The 17,995-nt window shown below is 64.2% G+C and carries 16 protein-coding genes and 1 tRNA gene; 10 read left to right on the top strand and 7 right to left on the bottom strand.

What is annotated here, in order from left to right; genetic code table 11:
• Positions 1–10: 10 nt before the first annotated feature.
• Positions 11–2,242, bottom strand: coding sequence for an arylsulfatase (locus ACOGJC_RS08495; RefSeq protein WP_419848070.1), 2,232 nt, complete (start codon positions 2,240–2,242; stop codon positions 11–13).
• 38 nt (positions 2,243–2,280) lie between these two features.
• Here ACOGJC_RS08495 and ACOGJC_RS08490 point away from each other — a divergent pair, with 38 nt between their 5' ends.
• From ACOGJC_RS08490 to ACOGJC_RS08460, 7 genes are all read left to right on the top strand, one after another.
• The gene (locus tag ACOGJC_RS08490) at positions 2,281–3,447 is read left to right on the top strand and encodes a pyridoxal phosphate-dependent aminotransferase (RefSeq protein ID WP_419848069.1); all 1,167 of its coding nucleotides are present in this window, start codon (positions 2,281–2,283) and stop codon (positions 3,445–3,447) included.
• Positions 3,444–4,208, top strand: coding sequence for a carbon-nitrogen family hydrolase (locus tag ACOGJC_RS08485; protein ID WP_419848068.1), 765 nt, complete (start codon positions 3,444–3,446; stop codon positions 4,206–4,208). The genes ACOGJC_RS08490 and ACOGJC_RS08485 overlap by 4 nt, the downstream gene beginning before the upstream one ends.
• Before the next feature lie 37 nt (positions 4,209–4,245).
• Positions 4,246–5,406, top strand: a complete 1,161-nt coding sequence (locus ACOGJC_RS08480) for an MFS transporter (protein ID WP_419848067.1) — start codon at positions 4,246–4,248, stop codon at positions 5,404–5,406.
• A gap of 155 nt (positions 5,407–5,561) precedes the next feature.
• Positions 5,562–6,431 carry a hypothetical protein gene (locus tag ACOGJC_RS08475; RefSeq protein ID WP_419848066.1) on the top strand — a complete coding sequence of 290 codons (870 nt, stop codon included), beginning with the start codon at positions 5,562–5,564 and terminating at the stop codon, positions 6,429–6,431.
• Positions 6,432–6,548: 117 nt separating this feature from the next.
• Positions 6,549–6,622: transfer RNA gene (locus ACOGJC_RS08470), tRNA-Met, on the top strand.
• 237 nt (positions 6,623–6,859) lie between these two features.
• Positions 6,860–7,126 (top strand): helix-turn-helix domain-containing protein, encoded by a 267-nt coding sequence (locus ACOGJC_RS08465; RefSeq protein WP_419848065.1) that lies wholly within the window; start codon positions 6,860–6,862, stop codon positions 7,124–7,126.
• A complete protein-coding gene (locus ACOGJC_RS08460; RefSeq protein ID WP_419848064.1) occupies positions 7,123–8,508 on the top strand; it encodes a type II toxin-antitoxin system HipA family toxin in 1,386 nt (461 codons plus the stop codon). The genes ACOGJC_RS08465 and ACOGJC_RS08460 overlap by 4 nt, the downstream gene beginning before the upstream one ends.
• 151 nt (positions 8,509–8,659) lie before the next feature.
• Here the strand turns inward: ACOGJC_RS08460 and ACOGJC_RS08455 are convergent, their stop codons facing one another.
• From ACOGJC_RS08455 to ACOGJC_RS08440, 4 genes are all read right to left on the bottom strand, one after another.
• Positions 8,660–9,859, bottom strand: a complete 1,200-nt coding sequence (locus ACOGJC_RS08455; protein ID WP_419848063.1) for a CaiB/BaiF CoA transferase family protein — start codon at positions 9,857–9,859, stop codon at positions 8,660–8,662.
• A gap of 34 nt (positions 9,860–9,893) precedes the next feature.
• Entirely contained in the window at positions 9,894–11,096 is a 1,203-nt protein-coding gene (locus tag ACOGJC_RS08450; protein ID WP_419848062.1) for a CaiB/BaiF CoA transferase family protein, read from the bottom strand.
• Between the two features lie 154 nt (positions 11,097–11,250).
• A complete protein-coding gene (locus ACOGJC_RS08445; protein WP_419848061.1) occupies positions 11,251–12,498 on the bottom strand; it encodes a cytochrome P450 in 1,248 nt (415 codons plus the stop codon).
• On the bottom strand, positions 12,498–13,397 hold the full coding sequence (locus tag ACOGJC_RS08440) for an NAD(P)-dependent oxidoreductase (protein WP_419848060.1): 900 nt from the start codon (positions 13,395–13,397) through the stop codon (positions 12,498–12,500). The genes ACOGJC_RS08445 and ACOGJC_RS08440 overlap by 1 nt, the downstream gene beginning before the upstream one ends.
• Positions 13,398–13,582: 185 nt before the next feature.
• Between ACOGJC_RS08440 and ACOGJC_RS08435 the strand changes: the two genes are divergently transcribed.
• Entirely contained in the window at positions 13,583–14,017 is a 435-nt protein-coding gene (locus ACOGJC_RS08435; protein WP_419848059.1) for an SRPBCC family protein, read from the top strand.
• A 47-nt stretch (positions 14,018–14,064) separates the two neighbouring features.
• Here ACOGJC_RS08435 and ACOGJC_RS08430 read toward each other — a convergent pair whose 3' ends face one another.
• A complete protein-coding gene (locus ACOGJC_RS08430; protein ID WP_419848058.1) occupies positions 14,065–15,099 on the bottom strand; it encodes an isopenicillin N synthase family dioxygenase in 1,035 nt (344 codons plus the stop codon).
• Between the two features lie 100 nt (positions 15,100–15,199).
• On the opposite strand from ACOGJC_RS08430, the gene ACOGJC_RS08425 reads away from it, so the two are divergent.
• Both ACOGJC_RS08425 and ACOGJC_RS08420 read left to right on the top strand, forming a co-directional pair.
• Complete coding sequence (locus ACOGJC_RS08425; protein WP_419848057.1) at positions 15,200–16,171, top strand: dienelactone hydrolase family protein; 972 nt, start codon at positions 15,200–15,202, stop codon at positions 16,169–16,171.
• 49 nt (positions 16,172–16,220) lie between these two features.
• Positions 16,221–16,739 (top strand): hypothetical protein, encoded by a 519-nt coding sequence (locus ACOGJC_RS08420; protein WP_419848056.1) that lies wholly within the window; start codon positions 16,221–16,223, stop codon positions 16,737–16,739.
• 392 nt (positions 16,740–17,131) lie between these two features.
• On the opposite strand, the gene ACOGJC_RS08415 is transcribed toward ACOGJC_RS08420, so the two are convergent.
• Positions 17,132–17,929 carry a hypothetical protein gene (locus tag ACOGJC_RS08415; protein WP_419848055.1) on the bottom strand — a complete coding sequence of 266 codons (798 nt, stop codon included), beginning with the start codon at positions 17,927–17,929 and terminating at the stop codon, positions 17,132–17,134.
• Between the last annotated feature and the right edge of the window lie 66 nt (positions 17,930–17,995).

Here is a 17,995-nt window from a genome sequence, read left to right as displayed (position 1 = left end):
ATAGGTGAAATCAGTCGAGAACTAGGAGCTGATCGGGCAGCTCTCGGTCGTCGGCGACTTCGATCACCACTCGGCTGAGCGTGCCGGTGAAGGGGAACTGGCCGGTGGTGCGGGGGCTGGGGGACGGAGCCTTGGTGAAGCCCACGCTGATGCCCACCGCGTGGATGTGGGTGTTGTGGGTGACGGGCATGTCCACCGAGGCGGCTTCGACGCCGTTCACCAGCAGTCGGCCGGTGCCGGCGTGGCTGCCGGTGCGCTCGAAGGCAGCGGTCACCGTGACCGGGCCGGAGGGCAAAGGCTCGGTTTCGGCCACATAGTGCTCCCACGCCATGTTGTAGTCCCACACCAGCCGCCCGTCTTGAATGAACAGGGCGAAGCCTGACGCCACGTCGCCGCAGGCCACCAGGGTGCCGTCGTCGCCGTCGGCCCGGCTGAGCTCCACGGTGATCTCGTAAGACACGTTCTTGAGGTCGGGGCAGCCGTCGCTGGGGATGTATGCCCCGTCGTAGTACACAAATCGGGACCGGCCGGTAATGGGCCGGGGCTTGGGCACGTGGAACCGCTCCAAAATGCGGTCGTCCAGAGGCAACACTTGGTAGGCCCGGGCCGCCTCCCACCATCGATCGACGAGCCCGGCCAGCCGCTCGGGCTCGGCCTGGGCCAGATCCCGGGCCTCGGAGAAGTCCTGATCGAGGTGGTACAGCTCCCAGCGGTCGTCATCGAAGTTCTCCCCGGGAATGTGGCGGGTCACTGCCTTCCAGCCGTCGACCCACATGGCCCGATGGCCGAACATCTCGTAGTACTGCTCGGCTTTGTTGGTGGGGGCGTCGGCGTCGGCGAAGGAGTACATCATGCTGGTGCCCTCCATCGGCATCTGGTGCACCCCGGCCACCTCGGCGGGCGGCTCTAGGCCGATGGCCTCCAACAGCGTGGGGGCGATGTCACTCACGTGGTGGTACTGGGTGCGCAACGCGCCGCGGTCGGCGATCCCGGCTGTCCAGGAGATGATGAGGGGGTCGCGCACCCCGCCGGCGTGGGTGTTCTGCTTGTACCACTTCAGCGGGGTGTTGCCGGCCATGGCCCAGCCCATGGGGTAGACCATCCAATTGCCAGGCCCGCCGATGTCGTCGATATTGCCCAACTGCTGGTCGATGGGCCGGGGGCCGAGGCCATTCACGTAGCGCATGGCGTTCTCGTGGCCCGACGGCCCGCCCTCTTGAGTGGCCCCGTTGTCGGACAGCAGCACGAACACGGTGTTGTCGGCCTGGCCGATCTCCTCAAGCGTGGCGATGAGCCGGCCGAGGTGCTCGTCGGTGTGGGTGAGCATCCCGGCATAGGCCTGCTGCATCCGGGCGGCCACCTTCTGCTCGTCGGCGCTCAGGTCGCTCCAGTCGGGCACGCCGGGATTGAATGGGGGCAGCTCGGTGTCGGCGGGGATGACGCCGTTGTCCTTCTGGCGGTGGTACCGCTCTTCTCGGATGGTGCCCCAACCAGCGTCGTAGCGGCCGTTGTAGCGGTCGACGTAGGGCTTGGGGACATGGATCGGGTAGTGGCCGGTGCCGAAGCACAGATACATGAAGAAGGGCCGCTCGGGCCACGCCGAGGTCTGGGCAGTGACCATGGCGATGGCCTGATCCACCAAATCCTCGGTGGCGTGGTAGTCGGGCTTCTCGGGCCGGTCGATGTGGTGGTTGTCGGCCACCAGGTCGGGGTCCCAGTGGTTGGTGGCGCCGTCCAAGAATCCGTAGTACCGATCAAAGCCCCGCTGGAGCGGCCATTGGTCGAAGGGGCCGGCGGGGGTGGTGTCCTCGATGGGGGCCAGGTGCCACTTGCCCACCGCAAAGGTGGAGTAGCCCGCGGGGCGGAGGATCTCGGCCAGGGTGGCTGCCCGGTTGGTGATGCGGCCGGTGCAGCCGGGATAGCCGGTGTCCCAGTTGCTGACGACCGCCATGCCTACGGAGTGGTGGTTACGGCCGGTGAGCAGGGACGCTCTTGTTGGGGAGCAGATGGAGGTGGTGTGGAAGTTGTTGTAGCGCAGGCCGTTGGCGGCTAGGGCGTTCATGGTGGGGGTTTCGATTTCGGAGCCGAAGCAGCCGAGGTCGGCGAAGCCGACGTCGTCGAGCACGACCATTACCACGTTGGGGCTGTTCGGCGGCGGGGCTACCGGGTCGGGCCACCACGGAGTCGAGTCGGCGACGGTGTTTCCTACGATGCCGCCGTAGGTTTGAGCATCAGAAGTCATGTGTGGTTGCTAGCACATCCAGGGTTAAGGTTGGCATTGTGCCGGAGCGGTTGTTGAATGAGCGGTTGGGGGAGTTTGGGACGACGATTTTTGCGGAGATGTCGGCGTTGGCTTTGGCTACGGGGGCTATCAATTTGGGGCAGGGGTTTCCTGATACTGATGGGCCGCGGGAGGTGGCGGATGCGGCGGTGGCGGCTATTCGGGCGGGGCACAACCAGTATCCGCCGGGGCTGGGGATTGCTGATCTGCGGCTGGCGGTGGCCGAGCACCAGAAGCGGTTCTACGACTTGGACTTTGATCCCGACACCGAGGTTCTCATTACCGCGGGGGCCACTGAGGCCATCGCCGCCGTCATGCTGTCGCTGCTGGAGCCGGGCGACGAGGTGGTGTTGTTCGAGCCCTACTACGACTCCCATATTGCTGGGATTGCCATGGCGGGGGCTCAGCGGCGGCTGGTGACACTGCGTCCTCCCCACTATGGGTTCGATCCCGACGAGTTGGCTGCGGCCATCGGGCCCCGCACTCGGATGATCGTGGTGAACTCGCCCCACAATCCCACTGGCAAAGTGTTCGACCGCAGCGAGCTGGAGTTGATCGCTGAGCTGTGCCGCCGTCACGACCTGTTAGCGGTGACCGACGAGGTGTACGAGCACCTGGCCTACGACGGGGAGCACATCCCCCTGGTCTCGTTGCCGGGTATGCGGGAACGCACCATCTCGGTGTCGTCGGGGGGCAAGACGTTCTCGTTCACGGGGTGGAAGATCGGCTGGGTGTGCGCGGTGCCGGAGCTGCGCGACGCGGTCACCACGACCAAGCAGTTCTTGACCTTTGTCAACGGAGCGCCGTTCCAGCACGCCATCGCGGTGGGCTTGCGGCTGGGCGATGACTACTTCGACGGGCTGCGCAGCGGTATGAGGGCTCGGCGCGACCAGCTCGCCGACGGTCTGGATGCCGCCGGGTTCGAGGTGTACCGACCGGCAGGTACCTACTTCGTGACCGCCGATGTGCGGCCGCTGGGCTTCGACGACGGTATGGCCCTGTGCCGCAAGCTGCCGGAGCTGTGCGGAGTGGTGGCCGTGCCCAACGTGGTGTTCTACGACAACGAACACGAGGGGCGGCATCTGGTGCGGTTCGCCTTCTGCAAGCGTCCCGAGGTGCTCCATGAGGCGGTGGAGCGGCTGGCCAAGCTGGGGACCGGCTCATGAAGATCGCCGCCGTTCAGCACGACATCGTGTGGGAAGACCCCGAGGCCAACTTCGAGCGGCTGGCCCCCAAGGTGGCCCGGGCTGCGGCCGACGGCGCTCGTCTGGTGGTGCTGTCCGAGATGTACTCCACCGGATTCTCCATGGATTCCGACCGGGTGGCCGAGGACCTCGACGGGCCGAGCGTGGGCTTTCTGGCTGACCAGGCCGCGGCCAACGGAATCTGGGTGTGCGGGTCGGTGCCGGTGCGCGACCTGTCGACAGCCCCGCTGCCCTTCAACCGATTCGTGCTGGCCGGCCCCGACGGAGTGGCCGCGACTTACGACAAGATCCACCCGTTTTCCTATGGCGGTGAGCATGAGCACTACGCCGCCGGGTCCGAGCGCCTGACCATCACCGTGGAGGGCGTAAGAATTACCCCGTTCGTGTGCTACGACCTGCGGTTTTCCGACGAGTTCTGGACCCTGGCCCACGACACCGATTGCTATGTGGTGGTGGCCAACTGGCCCGCGCCCCGCCGGGCCCACTGGTCGTCGCTGCTGGTCGCCCGGGCCATCGAGAACCAGGCCTATGTGGTGGGCGTGAACCGAGTGGGCACCGGAGGAGGCATCGACTACCAGGGCGATTCCGTGGTCATCGATCCCTTCGGGGTCGAGGTGGCTGGCGCGCCTGAAGGCGAAGAGTCCGTGCTGTACGCCGACATCGACCTGTCGAGAGTGGAGAAGATCCGTACCCGCTATCCGTTTCTTGCCGACCGGCGATAGTCCGCCAGTGATGTCCCTCAGCGTTCGTTAGCCAAAAGTGACTGACCAGACCCAGCCCCTCCTTACGGGCCGATTCATCGTGCTGTGCCTGTGCGGGGTGTTCTATTTCATGTCGCTGGGCCTGGTGTATCCGGTGCTGCCGGGATTCGTGGAGAACGACTTGGGCGGAGGGCCGGTAGCGGTGGGTCTGGCCGTCGGCGGGTTCGGCCTGTCGGCTGCCATTGCCCGTCCCCTGGTCGGTCCGCTGGGCGACTCCAAGGGACGGCGATTTCTGGTGGTCTGGGGGTGTGTGCTGGCCGGGTTCGGCATCCTCGGCAACCTGTGGGTCACCTCGGTGGCGGTGGCGGTGTTGTTTCGGCTGCTTACCGGCTTGGGGGAAGCCGCCTACTTCGTAGGCATTGCCGCGGCCGCCCAAGACATGGCCCCCGAGCATCGCCGAGGAGAGGCCACCTCGTACTTCTCGGTCACCGTGTACTCCGGTTTGGCCGCAGGACCGATCATCGGGGAGCAGTTGGAGGCCGCGGTCAGCACCAATGCCGTCTGGGTACTAGGCGGAGTGCTGTGCGCGTTCGGCACGGTATTGGCCGCAGTGTCCATGCCCGGCCGCCCCGAGGGTGCCCGGTCGGGTTGGCCGACCTCGTTCATACACCGGCCCGCTACCCGTCCTGCGTTGTTGTTGGGACTGGGACTGATGGGCTACTCCGGGTTCCTGGCGTTCATCAAGCTGCATGTGGACGACATCGGCTTTGCCCACTCCGGCGCGGTGTTCGCCACCTTCGCCGTAATGGTGATCAGCTTGCGGATCCTGTTGGCTCGCCTGCCCGACCGCCTCGGGCCCCAGCGCACCAGCACGTTGTCGTATGTATGCTCGGCCACCGGCCTTTGGGTCATCGCCTTCTGGCAGCAGATCCCCGGTGTGTTCGTCGGCACGGCCATATTGGCCATGGGCCAGACGTTCCTGTTCCCCGCTTTGTTCGTGCTGGCCATCCAGTCGGCACCCGTCAATCGGCGCAGCCAGGCCATAGGCACCTTCAGCATCGCCTTCGATCTGGCCGTCGGCCTCGGTGGGCTGATTTTGGGAGGCGTGGTGGAAGTGTCGTCGTATTCGATGGCCTTCTTTGCCGGTGGTTCGCTGTCGCTCGTGGCCCTGGTGGTGAGCCGCACCCTGGTCCGCCCTCAGCTCGAGGTGTCGTATTGAGTCTGCCTATTGACATCGGAGGGTCGGCGTAGGAGAGTTGGCGCCTTCCCCCTGAACTTCCCCCTCATCGCGCCTAGCGCGCCCCCGATGATCCGAAGGGAAGTTCGATGCGAGGCTCCACGCTCGTAGTCTGGGCTGTTGTCTGTCTCCTAGCTGTGTCCAACCTGGAATCGGCGGCCGGGTGGCAGCAGGCCGATGAAGGTACGTCGGTAGAGGCTGAAGACGGATTGGTGGATCTTGGGGTATGGATCGAGGTGGACATTCCCGGGGCGTCCGAGCCCGATGTCCATCCCGATAGCCCTTCGCTGCCACCCTGCTACTTCCGACAAGCCAATTTCGCCGAACTAAACGCCTGGTTGGACAACGACTTTGTGTTCGCGCCCGACCCCGATGAGATCTACATCTTGAAGCTCTGCGAGACCGTCGGGGAAACCCAGCTCATTACCTTCTGGGTACACCAGCCCGTGGCGCCGGAAGAGCCCCCGCCGCCCACCATCGAGGAAACCATGCAGCTGCGCAATGAGGCCTGGAGCCAGTTGGCCATCCCCGAGCCGACCACGGTGATGGCCCCGGGCAAGATCACCATCGTCCAGATCCCCACCTATGTGTGGGTGTCGGCCGCCGACCGAGCCCCGGTGTCGGAGACGGTTACCACCACGCTGGATGGCCACGAGCTGAGCCTCACCGCTACTGCCTACCCCCGTCGGCTGGGCTTTCTTCGGGTTGACATGGGTGACGGGAACACGCTGTGGTGCGACGCCGACGACGTGGCAGCCTTCGACTACTCCCGGGACCCGTTGAACCAGCCGTCAGGCTGCTTCCACTACTACCGACAAGCGTCGGTCAACCAGCCCAACCTCCGCTACCAAGTGGTACTCACCGCCTACTGGGAAGTCTCGGTGTCGTGCACCTTCAACGGAGGCCCCTGCACCAACCCGCCTCCCACCGTCCCCACCCAGTCGCTCACCGCCCCGCCTCACCCCATCGCCGTGGCCGAAGTCCAAGCCCTAGCCAGCCCCGGCTAGCCCTCCTGTCGGACTAGCTCGCCGACCCCCCTGGCGACCCGCCGGGCCGTTGCCGCCGACCATGGAAAACCAAGTGACAGCCCGGCGGCAGGCGGGTAGAGTAATCAGTCCACTCGACGCGGGGTGGAGCAGTCTGGTAGCTCGTCGGGCTCATAACCCGAAGGTCGCGGGTTCAAATCCCGCCCCCGCCACGAACGTCTCTTCGGCAATTGTCCCGATGTAGTTGACGATTTAGGCCGTTTCAGCCGTTTTGCCTTCCCTGGATTTCCTCTTGTGCCGCGATTAGGTGAAGTGCTGAGGTATCTGGAGGAATAAAGGTACGCATATACGCCTTGGAGTCGGATAATATATGCGTTCGCTGATATTGCCAGCTATCTGCTAGTATCAACGAACGTTGATGGAATGCCCGCCGGATAAAGGAGGTGCTTGTGTATAGGTTGACCCATCAGGGCCAGCTCGGGGCGGCTATCCGCCAGATGCGTCGAGACCGCGGCCTCACCCAGCGCCAATTGGCCGAGATGGCTGGCGTTTCGACCGTGTGGCTGTCAAACGCCGAGACAGGCAAGCGGAGCGTCCAGATCGATCTCGTGTTCAAGGTGCTCGCGTGTCTCGGAAAGTCTCTGAGTGTCGACGACAAGCCCGAGGACATCTTGGAGCGCATCGCCGACTCTGGGGGGCTGGCGGGTCCGCCATGATCCAGCCTGATCTGAGCTTTTTCCTGGGGGACCGTAAGGCTGGGTCCATCAGACGCAGTGGCCGAGGCCCATTGCTCTCCTATGACGACCACTACGCGTCCAGCCCAAGAGCCACGCCGCTCTCCACAGCATTCGCCCTGTCGGCCCGCGGGGACTACCCGCCCTACCGGGTGGCCAGCTGGCTCGACGGGTTGTTGCCCGACAACGACAGGGTGCAGAAGCAGTGGAGGGACAAGTTCGGCATCAAAGGCAGGGGTGCGATGCCGATCCTCGCCAGCCCTGTGGGCCTTGACTGTCCTGGGGCGGTCCAGTTCTGCCCCGAGGGGGACGAAGGCGATGTCCTGTCGCGCACCGAGGATGTCAAGTGGCTCTCCGACGAGGAGCGGTCAGAACTGGTGGCCAGTCTGAGGGACAGGGACACAACCTGGCACGGGAGCATCGGCGCTCCCTCCGGCCGATTCTCCCTGTCGGGAGCACAGGCCAAGACCGCCGTGGTCATCGAGTCGGGCAAGTGGGGGGTGCCCGAGGGCACGAGGCCCAGCACTCACATCGTCAAGCCCACCATCAACGACCCCGACTACCCCGAGCAAGCCCTAAACGAGCACCTCTGCCTCGCTGCCGCGGGCCACCTTCAGGATGTGGACGCCGTTCGCACCGAGGTCGCCGAGGTCGGAGGAATTCAGTGCATCATCGTGACCCGCTACGACCGCGTGCGAACAGACGACGGCCGAGTCGTCCGCATCCACCAAGAGGACATGTGTCAGGCCCTAGGCGTAGCTCCAGGGAAGAAGTACCAGGGTGACGGAGGCCCCACCCCAGCAGCCATAGCCCAGGCCATCAGAACGCACAGCGCTGATCCCGACGGAGATGCGATGCGGTTTTTCGACGCCCTGATCTACAACTGGGTGATCGTGGGGACGGACGCTCACGCGAAGAACTACTCATTCCTGCTCGACCGCGGCTCCGTCAGACTCGCCCCCCTCTACGACGTAGCCTCAATGCTCCCCTACGTCGACAACTCGGGCGCTTTGAACAAACAGAAGTTGGCCATGAAAGTCGGCAAGAGCTACCGCATCGCCCAGAGCGACCGGAAGTCTGCCTGGCACAGCACAGGAGAGGCGATGGGCCTCGACGGAGACTGGGCAGTGGACCGCGCCGAAAACCTGGCCCGGCAGATGCCCGCTGCGTTCGACCAGGCCGCACAGGGGCTACCCGCGGAGCTCGCGAGAAGCGAAATCGTCGCCAGGCTCCTCCATGCAGTCGATCAGCGGTCCATGACGTGCGCCCGCGTCTCCACCGCCGTTGGCCCTCCCCCGCGGCGCTCGGCAGGCTCGGGCAGCCAGGCTCTCTCGCACAAGTCCGTGGGCACCGGCACAGCCTAAACAGCAGGTATGACAGGCGGTGCCCCATTGACTGTCGCCGCATCGCTTCTTGACCCCATAACCTGGGCTTTCAGCCTTTATGGACCCCCGAAGTTGGGGTCGTCTATCCCCAGGTCAAGGGTGGTCGTCAAGAGGCCACCAATAGTTGCGGTCAGATGATGCCGTCGGCCCGAAGCGAGTCCAACTCGGTGCTGGAGAGGCCGATCACGCTTGAGAGCACCTCATCGGTGTGCTCGCCGAGGCGGGGTGCGCCGGTGGGTGCGGTGGGTGTCTCGCCGAGCATGCGGGGGAAGGGGGCCTGTTGGCGGACTGGTCCGATGATCGGGTCTTGAATGGTGCAGATGTCACCCCTGGCCTGGACGTGCTCGTCGGCGGCGAAGTCGGCAACGTCGTAGATCTTGCCGGCGGGCACGTCGCGGGCGACGCAGCGGGCCTCTATTTCGTCGGCGTCTTCCTCTGACACCCATTGGGCGACTATCGCGTTGATCTCTTTGCGGTTGCGGGCTCGGGCCGCAGGTGTGGCGAAGCGCTCGTCTTCGGCCAGATCAGGCCGGTCCATGGCCTGGCACAGCCGTTCGAAGAACACTTGGCTGCCGCCGACGATGTACACGTAGCGCGAGTCGCGGCTGACGTAGTTGCCGATCGGCGCGGCGTTGTCGAGGCTGTTGCCTGAGCGGTTGCGGACCCAGTCCAGCCGGTCGTAGGCGGCGATCGTCCACTCCATGATGCGCAGAATCGAACCGTACATGTACACATCGATGACGCCGCCGGTTCCGGTGCCCCGGGCGTCGCGCTCATAGAGCAGGCTGGTGATCGCCTGGGCCGCGAACAAGCCGGTCAAGTAGCCGGCGATGTTCACTCCCGGCCTCGCCGGAGGCCGATCAGGATCGCCGGTGAGGTGCATCAACCCGCTGAAGGCCAGCGCGTTTCCGTTGAGACCCGGCCGCAGCGACTTCGGGCCGTCCTGGCCGAACACGCTGAAGCGGGCCGTCACCAGGCTGGGCGGGAGACGGGACGGGTCGATGTTCCAGCGTTCGAGGGTGCCGGGGCGGAAACTCTCGCACAACACGTCGCTGGAGGCGACCAGGGAACGGAGGATCTCCTGGCCCTGCGGGCGGCGCAGGTCGATGGTCACCGACTTGCGGCCTCGGCCCTCCACCGCCCAATAGAGGGAGTACAGCTGATCGTCGTGGTCGACATAGGGGCCGAGATAGCGCAGGCTATCGCCTCGTCCGGGATCTTCGATTTTGATTATCTCGGCCCCCTGCTCGCCCAATATCGCCGCGCAGAAAGGCGCCGAGACCCGGGAACCGAGGTCGATCACTCGCAATCCTTCTAGGGGGCGTCTCATCAGCTACTCCAATCCACAGCTGTATCGGCCACGCTCAGATTACGTTGCGCTCTCTTAGGCCTGCGATCTGGGATTCTGAGAGTTCCAGCAGGCCCGAGAGCACCTCGTCGGTGTGCTCTCCCAACCGGGGGGCGCCCGTTGGGACCGGAAGTGGGTCGTCGTCGAAGCGGGGGAAGGGGGCTTGCTGTCGAACGGGGCCGATGACGGGATCGTCTACGGTGCACACATCTCCGCGGGCCCGCACGTGGTCGTCGGCCGCTACGTCCGACACGTCGTAGACGACGCCGACGGGCACGCCGTGGGCCAGGCAGCGCTCTTCGATGGTTGCCGCGTCGAGCCCGGATGCCCACTCGGCGACGATCTGGTTGACAACCTCCCGGTTGAGACGTCGCGCCTTTGGCGAGGCGAAGCGGTCGTCGACCAGCAACTCTGGCTGGCCCATTGCCTCACAGAGGCGTTCGAACACGGCCTGGCGCACAGCCACGATGCACACATACCGGCCGTCGCGGCTCTGGAAGTTGTCGAGAGGCGCAGCGTTTTCTGATCGATTGCCGGTGCGCTGGCGCACCGAGCCCAGGCGGTCGTAGGCCGCGATCGTCCACTCCATGATCCGCAGCACCGATCCGTAGAGATAGGCGTCTATTACGCCACCGGTTCCCGTGCCCCTGGCGTCGCGCTCATAGAGCAGGCTGGTCACGGCCTGAGCCGCGAACACACCGGTCAGGTAGTCGGAAAAGGGAAGGCCCGGTCGTGTCGGGGGCCCGTCGGGCTGTCCGGTGAGGTGTGTCAGCCCGGCGAATGCGGCAGCGTTGTGGTCGAAACCGTTGTACAGGGACTTGGGTCCCTGCTGGCCGTACAGGCTGATGCGGGCCGTGACCAGCCTCGGGTTGAGCTGGGCCGGGTCGATGTTCCAGCGTTCCAGGGTGCCGGGTCGGAAGTTCTCACACATCACGTCGGACACCGAAGCCAGGCGTCTAAACAGATCCTGGCCCTCAGGGCTTCGAAGATTGATGGTCACCGACTTGCGGCCCCGGCCCTCCACCGACCAATAGAGGGAGTAGGGGTGGCCGTCTTCATCAACGGTGAAGGGCCCGTTCAAGCGGGTCTTGTCGCCGCGATCGGGATCCTCGATCTTGATCACCTCGGCGCCCTGCTCACCCAGGATCCCGGCACAGAACGGGGCCGCGATGCGGGTGCCCACATCGAGCACCCTGATCCCGGCCAGAGGCTGCCTCACTGGGACTGCAATTCGCCCCGGCTGATCTGTGGGGGCGCAGCAAGGCTCATGCGCGCACCCTAGATCACCCAAATACCCAGACCAAGCCTCGAACCTCTGGGGGCATCACACAATTCGTGACATGACCTGTGCCCCGCGAGGCCAGGAACCGGGGTCAGCGTCTTTGATCGTCGTTGAATTCGATTGGCAGTGTCTTGAGGCCGCTCAACCGGTTGGTGCGGGTCCAGGTGGCATCACCGACGATCTCAATATCGGTCCAGCGGTCCAAGATGGCATTGAGCATCACGTCGATCTCGAGTCGAGCCAGGTTGGCGCCCAGGCAGAAGTGGGGGCCGTGTCCGAATCCCAAATGGTTGTTGGGACTCCGGTCGATGCGGAATTCAAACGGATCGCCGAACACCGCCTCGTCCCGGTTGGCCGACATCTCCCACACAACGACTTTCTCGCCAGCCTTGATGGCTTTGCCGCCCAAAGCGGTGTCCAGGGTGGCGGTCCGGCGCTTGTAGACCGACGGCGTTGTCCATCGAACGATCTCCTCTACGGCCGTCCCCATGAGGGATCTGTCCTCGGTGAGGCGGGCCAACTGATCAGGAGACTTCACCAGCTCCCATAGACCTCCGGCTATGGCCTTTCGGGTTGTCTCAGACCCTGCGGTGAACAGCAGCGACCAGAACATGGCCACCTCGTCGCTGTCGAGCCGAGGAGGATCTTGGTTGGGAAGCTCGCCGTGGATGACTACCGACAGCAGATCTTCGCCCGGAGCCTCTATGCGTTCCTGGATAAGTCGCTGGCCGTACAAGAACATATTGACGCCGGCCTCACTGGGCTCGTTGGGCATTTCTTCGAGGGTGAAGGTCTCCGAGGTGATGTCCACCCACTCGCAGAGCATCCGCCGGTCCTCGTTGGGCACGCCCAGCAGCATGCATATGGCTTGAAGGGGCAGTTCCGCGGCCACGTCGATGACGAGGTCGCAAGCTCCCCGCCCGCCGGGGGCAGGGGCCACGCTGTCGAGAATTTGGTGGGACCTGGTTACGAGGTCGTCGCGGATCCGCTCGATCATCTTGGGAGTGAATCCCTTGTTCACCAGCTGACGGATTCGCTGGTGTCGGGGATCGTCCATCATGTTGAGGAGCTTCCCGCTCATCTCCATGTCGTTGATTGTGGTGCCGCCGTACGGGCGCTCCCCTCCGGTATGGCTGGAGTAGATCTTGGGGTTGCGGAACACCTCCATCACCAGCTCGTGGGTGCTCACACACCAAAAGCCCTCGTTGTCGGGGGTGCGATCGGTCGGTGCGTGCCACCACACGGGCGCCTGCTCCCGCAGGGTGGCGAACGCCTCGTGGGGAAATCCCTGAACGAACGTCTGGTAGCTGCTGAGGTCGGGGATGTCGAGCGCGGCCATCAGTCCTCCCGGGAGGGTATTGGGATGGTGAAACCAGCCTCGTCTTCGAGTGCCTCCAGCGCACCGATGAAGAAATTTCTCCCCAGTCCCAATTCCACCGAACGGGCCAACACCCCGTGAGCTGCTCGGGTCAACGGCAGAGGCGTGCCGATCTGATCAGCCGACTCGAGGGCGAGGCGCAGGTCTTTCTCGGCCAGCGAAAGATCGTAGGTTGAGTCATCCCATCTGCGGTTCACGATCATTTCAGACAGCAGCATGTAGAAGCCGGCCGAGCTTGCCCGCAGCACCTCTAGGAATCTGGGCAGGTCTAGACCGGCTTTGGCGGCCATGAGGTACCCCTCTTCGAACACCTGGGTGCCCACCAGGAAAACCTGGTTGTTGATCAGCTTGACCAGCGTGCCGGTGCCCGATGGGCCGAGCCACTGGGTGTCCTCTTTGCCGAAGCACATCAACACGTCTTTGACTTTGTTAAAAGCCTCTTCGTCGCCTGAGGGCATGAGCGTGAGGTTTCCCGCCTCAGCCCCCACGCTGCCCCCGGAGACCGGGCAGTCTATGAAGTCGACCCCCGAGGCGGCGCAGGCCTCGTGCAGCTCCCTGGTCACTCCCGAACTGTTGGTAGAGAGGTCGACCACCACCGAGGCCGGCGACTCAGCCGAGAGGAGGCCGCCGGGGCCGGTCACCACCGTGCGAGACGCTTCAGGTGAGGGCAACGACAAGAGAACGGCTTCGCACGCATCGGCGACTGCCGCCGGGTCGGCTGCTTCAGCGGCCCCCGCGGCCACTAGCCGCTGTCGGGCGCCACGATCAAGATCGGCAACAATCAGCTCATGTCCCGCCGCCACGACGTGGCGGGCACACGCCCCGCCGATGTTGCCCAGCCCGATGAAGCCAACCCTCATGATTCCATCTCCAATACTCAGCGTAACCACTGCCAAAGCCGTCACGGACAAGACCGCGGCCAACGATGCCGGCCAGCTACCAATGCCTGTTTCGGCTATGGCTCGGTGTGACGGGTCAGAGTAGGTGGCAAAGAGACCACTAGGCCGCCCTCTCCGCTTGAGTTCACGTAGGCTGAGCCATTGTCATGAGCAAGCGACTCTTTACCGCCAGCCGAGTGGTTCCGGCTGCTCCCGAGGAGATCTTCGCCCTGTTAGCCGACCCGGCTCGCCACGCCGAGATCGACGGTTCCGGAACCCTTCAAAGGCTCATCGCCGGCCAGGGGTCTATGAAGCTGGGGTCGGAATTCAGGATTGCCATGAAGGCCAACGGCATCCCCTACAGAGTGACCAACAAGGTGGTGGAATACGAGGAGAACCGGCTCATCGCCTGGAGCCACTTCGTCAAGAACCGCTGGCGCTATGAGTTGGAGCCCGTAGAGGGCGGCACCAGGGTGACCGAGTCGGCTGACTACAGAGATCTCCGATTCCCGCGCCTCACCATGTTGTTGATCAAAGAAGAGCTCATCGAAGACTCCATCGCCACCACCCTCGACAACCTCGTCAAGCGCTTCTCTTCATGATCTGAGCCTGACTCGCCTCTCCCCGTCGAGCAGGCGGCTGGCTCCGGTCAGTAGACGGATTTAGAGAGCTTGTCCAAGACCCATTGTCCCGACGTCACCGGTTCGTAGTGGGGTGGATCTTCGGGTGTGGTGCATGTGGGGATGCAGCGGATCTCTGCGTCGTAGTTTGGCTGGTGGAAGAACACGACCGACATGCGTGACGTGTCATGGAACTCTGGTCTCGGGTTTACCACGCGGTGCATGGTCGAAACCCACCGGTCGTTGGTCCACGCGGCCATCAGGTCACCGAGATTGATCACGAACGAGCCGGGAACGTGGGGAATGTCGGCCCACGCTCCGTCGCGTAGCTGAACCTGGAGGCCGCCGGGGTTGTCGTCCTGGTACAGAATGCTGAGCGACCCGTAGTCGGTGTGAGCGCCCCGCCGTATCTGGCCCTCGGTCGGCGGCGTGTGCTGGGCCGGGTAGTGGTTGACGACGAGGTTGGAGATGTGCTGGTCGATCTTGTCGTCGAACCAGTCCTCCTCGAGGCCGAGCGCACGGGCCATGAGCGCCATGAGCTCATCGGCCAGGCTCTCCATCGCTCGGTAGTAACCGGTCCAGGCCTCGCGGAAGCCCTCGACATCGGGCCAGATGTTGGGGGCGAAGAAGCCTTCGCGGCCCTCTTGAAGGCCGGCAGCGGTTGCGTCAGCGGGGTCATCGAAGCGGTTGACGGCGAAGACCTCGCACAAATCGGGAGGCGTCTCGACGTCGAGACTGCCGGCCAGTGCCGAGCTTTGGATTGGGAAGTACCCGCGAAACACATACGGGCTTGGGGGCATCCAACGCCGTTTGTCGTCTTCGGGCAGATCGAAGTACCTCCACGACGCCGCTATCAGATTGTGGACAGTTTCGCTCGGGACACCGTGTCCTGTGACAACGAGGAAGCCCAGCGACTCGCAGGCAGCACCGACCTCGGCGGCAATGGCCGAGCGTGCTGCCGGATCGCCTGAAGTGGAGGGCTCCAGATCGACCACCGGCACATGCCCTCGCTTGATGGCATCAATGTCGGAATCACCCTGGCCAGGCTGTCCGGGAGTGGTCATGTCGCCTCCTCCGTAACGAGGGTGTTCAAACGGAAAGGGTTGCCATATGTTGTCCCCGTCACCTCTCCGAGATCAACCAAGAGGCCACTAAGGTGGCTCGGTGGACGAAGACGGCGCCGTCTACCACGGCGACTTCTGCTTGGAGAATGGGCTGGCCGGTGAGGCGCTGACCATTCTGTCGGCCAATCCCAAGAACTTCTATCAGGCCATTTCCGACACGGCGGCGATGCCGCGCCTTGACCTCTGGGGCAAGCTCTTTGTGCCCGATGGAGCCGGGCCGCTTCCGGTGGTGATCGTCGTTCCCGGCAGCCTGGGCTTTCAGTCGCATCACCTGTCCCACGCGGCGACGATCACCGATGCCGGAATCGCAGCATGCGCCGTTGATCCCTTCGGCCCCCGTGGTGTCGTTTCCACGGTGGACAATCAGATCCAGTACTCCTTTGCGGCTAGCGCCTGGGATGTCTTGGCCACTGCTGAGGTACTGGCGACCCGGCCCGAAATCGACGCTTCGCGAATCGGAGCGCAAGGCCACAGCCGGGGAGGTTCTGCCGTTCTGAGCGCCGCGTCAGTGCATCTGGCCGCCGCGGCCAACGCCCCAAAGCTCGTCGGGGTCTACGCCGCCTACCCCTGGTGCGGCCACCAGTTCCTCAACCCCTCCGTAGGCAGCACTCAGGTCCGCGCCATCATCGGAGACCTCGACGACTGGTGCTCGCCCACCCAGGTCCAGGCCCACATCCAGGCCATCCGAGTCGCAGGCGGCGACGCCAGCGTGCGGATCGTGGGGGGCGCACACCACAGCTTCGACCGCACTACCCCCCTCGAACACATACCCGATGCCGCCGTGGCCCCCGCAGCCCCCACCGTCTACATCGCCGACGACGGCGCCTTCATCCTCCCCACCTCCGACCAGCCCGACCCGGCCCTAGTCGATCTCGACGGCTTCCTCTACGCCGCTAAAGCCGGCTTCGCCACCCGCGGCGCCCACATCGCCGGAACCCCCGACCTCGCCCCCTTCTTCGTCGAAGACATGACGACCTTCTGGACTGCTGTCATGTCCCGGTCAACCGCATAGGCCGCCCCACGCCAGCAACTCGGGATTTGTTGTCAGTAAGTTCATTGATGTGGGTGAGCGCAGACTGGACATCGAGGGGTTCCACAGTTGGGCTATGGGGAACCTTGTTGAGAACCGGAATCGGGGGATCTTCGCGGAGTGGTTGGTGGGGCAAGCGCTTGGGATCATCAGCGAAGGTGATGTGCGCCTTGAGTGGGATTCTTACGATCTTTCCTATGGAACGACAAGAGTCGAGGTCAAGGCGTCGGGCTTTTGCCAGACCTGGTACCAGGTCCAGCCTTCGAAACCGATCTTCAACATCGCACCTAGGCGTTGGTGCTGGGACGCCAAGACCGGCGAGATGGTTGAGCACGTCCCTCCCGAGAGGTGCGCAGACGTGTATGTGCTCTGCCTCCATGAGACGAAGTGCGCGACGGACGAGGGTGTTTCCGAACATCCTCGCTACATCGGCCATTCCAATGGGAGCGCCGAGCAGATCCACGCAACCACCGAAAACGTCGGCGACCCCACGTACTGGAAGTTCTGGGTGGTATCAAAACATGCCCTCGACGATGAGTTCGGAGCGTAGAAGACTGTCGGCCTTACGACTCTGGGTGGGCGGTTCGGGACACCGATCGCTTGGTCTGAAATCAGAACTGCATTGGATCGATGTATCGATGCCAGTCAGCAAGCGTCGCTGCGAGTGGAACCTTAATTGTCCTTCAGCGCTGCTACCGAGCGGGGGAGGCCGGATCGGGCGAGGCGGTCGAGGACTTCGGAGACACTCATCAAAGTGACAGGGGCCCCTCAAAAGGAAGGGCCCCGGGTCCTGAGCGGCGAAGCACTCAGGGTGCTATGACCTCATCATAGAGGCAGATTGCGACATTGTCGTGCGGATCAGTTCAGTAGTCGAGGCCGAGGCGTTGGGGTGCTTGCGAAGGAAGCGCTCTAGGGCGTCAATGGCCTGTTGGTCGGCCGCACCTACCAGAGTTCGTCTAGGTATTGGGTGGTGCCGGGGATGGTGGGGATGAAGGGGGCGAGGAGCTCTAGGCGGGCGCCTTGGGCGGTGACGTCGTTGGCGAGGGTGGCGAAGGTGTCCCAGCAGTGTTCGGGGTCTTGATCGCAGAAGTAGAGGCGGATCACCTCGGGGCACTCGCCGGTGAGGGGCGGCATGCCGCCTTCTCGGTTGACTTGGACGAAGTCGATGATCTGGCCGATGGGGCTGTCCTCAGCCAGCAGCTCAAGGTCGCTCCCCGCTCGCAATCCGGCCGCGGCCGCCAGCACTGAATCGGTGTCGTCGCCTCTGATCCAGGCCACGACTAGGCCTTCGTAGGGGTGGTCGAGGGCTATCTCGGGCGGGACTGGTTCCGGGCCTCTGCCGACCGCTCCGGCGATGTCGTAGCCGGCGGTGCTGACGTGGTCGCGGTTGGGGTTCATCCGGCCCGCGGCGAACAGGTCGGGGCCGACCGAGAACGAATAGCCGAAGGTGTCGGTGTCTCGCCCCTCCTCCATCCAGTAGAGGGCGATGAACGAGCCGTTGTCTACCGGGTCGGCCACCGAGCCGTCGGCAGGGAAGCGCAGATCCTTGAGCCGCCTCGGGGCCACGTAGCGCCGGTAGGCGAAGCAGCCCGGCGCGGCCAACATGGCGGCATAAGCATGGTCGTGCTCGTACCAGCGGTTGTACTCGTGCAGCCCCTCGCCGCGGTGCGGCTCGATGAAGGTGATCATCGAGTGGCCAAGCTGGATCTGGCTGCCGACGGCCAGGTTCGTTTCAGACATGTCGTCGCCTCCTGTCGATGCCGCATGATACGGGCGAGTGTGGGCTGCGCAAATGCCGGATAGCCG

The organism is Candidatus Poriferisocius sp., assembly GCF_965204015.1.
Lineage (GTDB): Bacteria > Actinomycetota > Acidimicrobiia > Acidimicrobiales > Bin134 > Poriferisocius.
This window is presented reverse-complemented; position numbering and strand designations above follow the sequence as displayed.

Bases quoted from the DNA above. Each gene is read 5' to 3' on its own strand.
- ACOGJC_RS08495 (WP_419848070.1), bottom strand. From the start codon at position 2,242: ATGACTTCTGATGCTCAAACCTACGGCGGCATCGTAGGAAACACCGTC.
- ACOGJC_RS08485 (WP_419848068.1), top strand. From the start codon at position 3,444: ATGAAGATCGCCGCCGTTCAGCACGACATCGTGTGGGAAGACCCCGAG.
- ACOGJC_RS08460 (WP_419848064.1), top strand. From the start codon at position 7,123: ATGATCCAGCCTGATCTGAGCTTTTTCCTGGGGGACCGTAAGGCTGGG.
- ACOGJC_RS08455 (WP_419848063.1), bottom strand. From the start codon at position 9,859: ATGAGACGCCCCCTAGAAGGATTGCGAGTGATCGACCTCGGTTCCCGG.
- ACOGJC_RS08445 (WP_419848061.1), bottom strand. From the start codon at position 12,498: ATGGCCGCGCTCGACATCCCCGACCTCAGCAGCTACCAGACGTTCGTT.
- ACOGJC_RS08440 (WP_419848060.1), bottom strand. From the start codon at position 13,397: ATGAGGGTTGGCTTCATCGGGCTGGGCAACATCGGCGGGGCGTGTGCC.
- ACOGJC_RS08435 (WP_419848059.1), top strand. From the start codon at position 13,583: ATGAGCAAGCGACTCTTTACCGCCAGCCGAGTGGTTCCGGCTGCTCCC.
- ACOGJC_RS08430 (WP_419848058.1), bottom strand. From the start codon at position 15,099: ATGACCACTCCCGGACAGCCTGGCCAGGGTGATTCCGACATTGATGCC.
- ACOGJC_RS08415 (WP_419848055.1), bottom strand. From the start codon at position 17,929: ATGTCTGAAACGAACCTGGCCGTCGGCAGCCAGATCCAGCTTGGCCAC.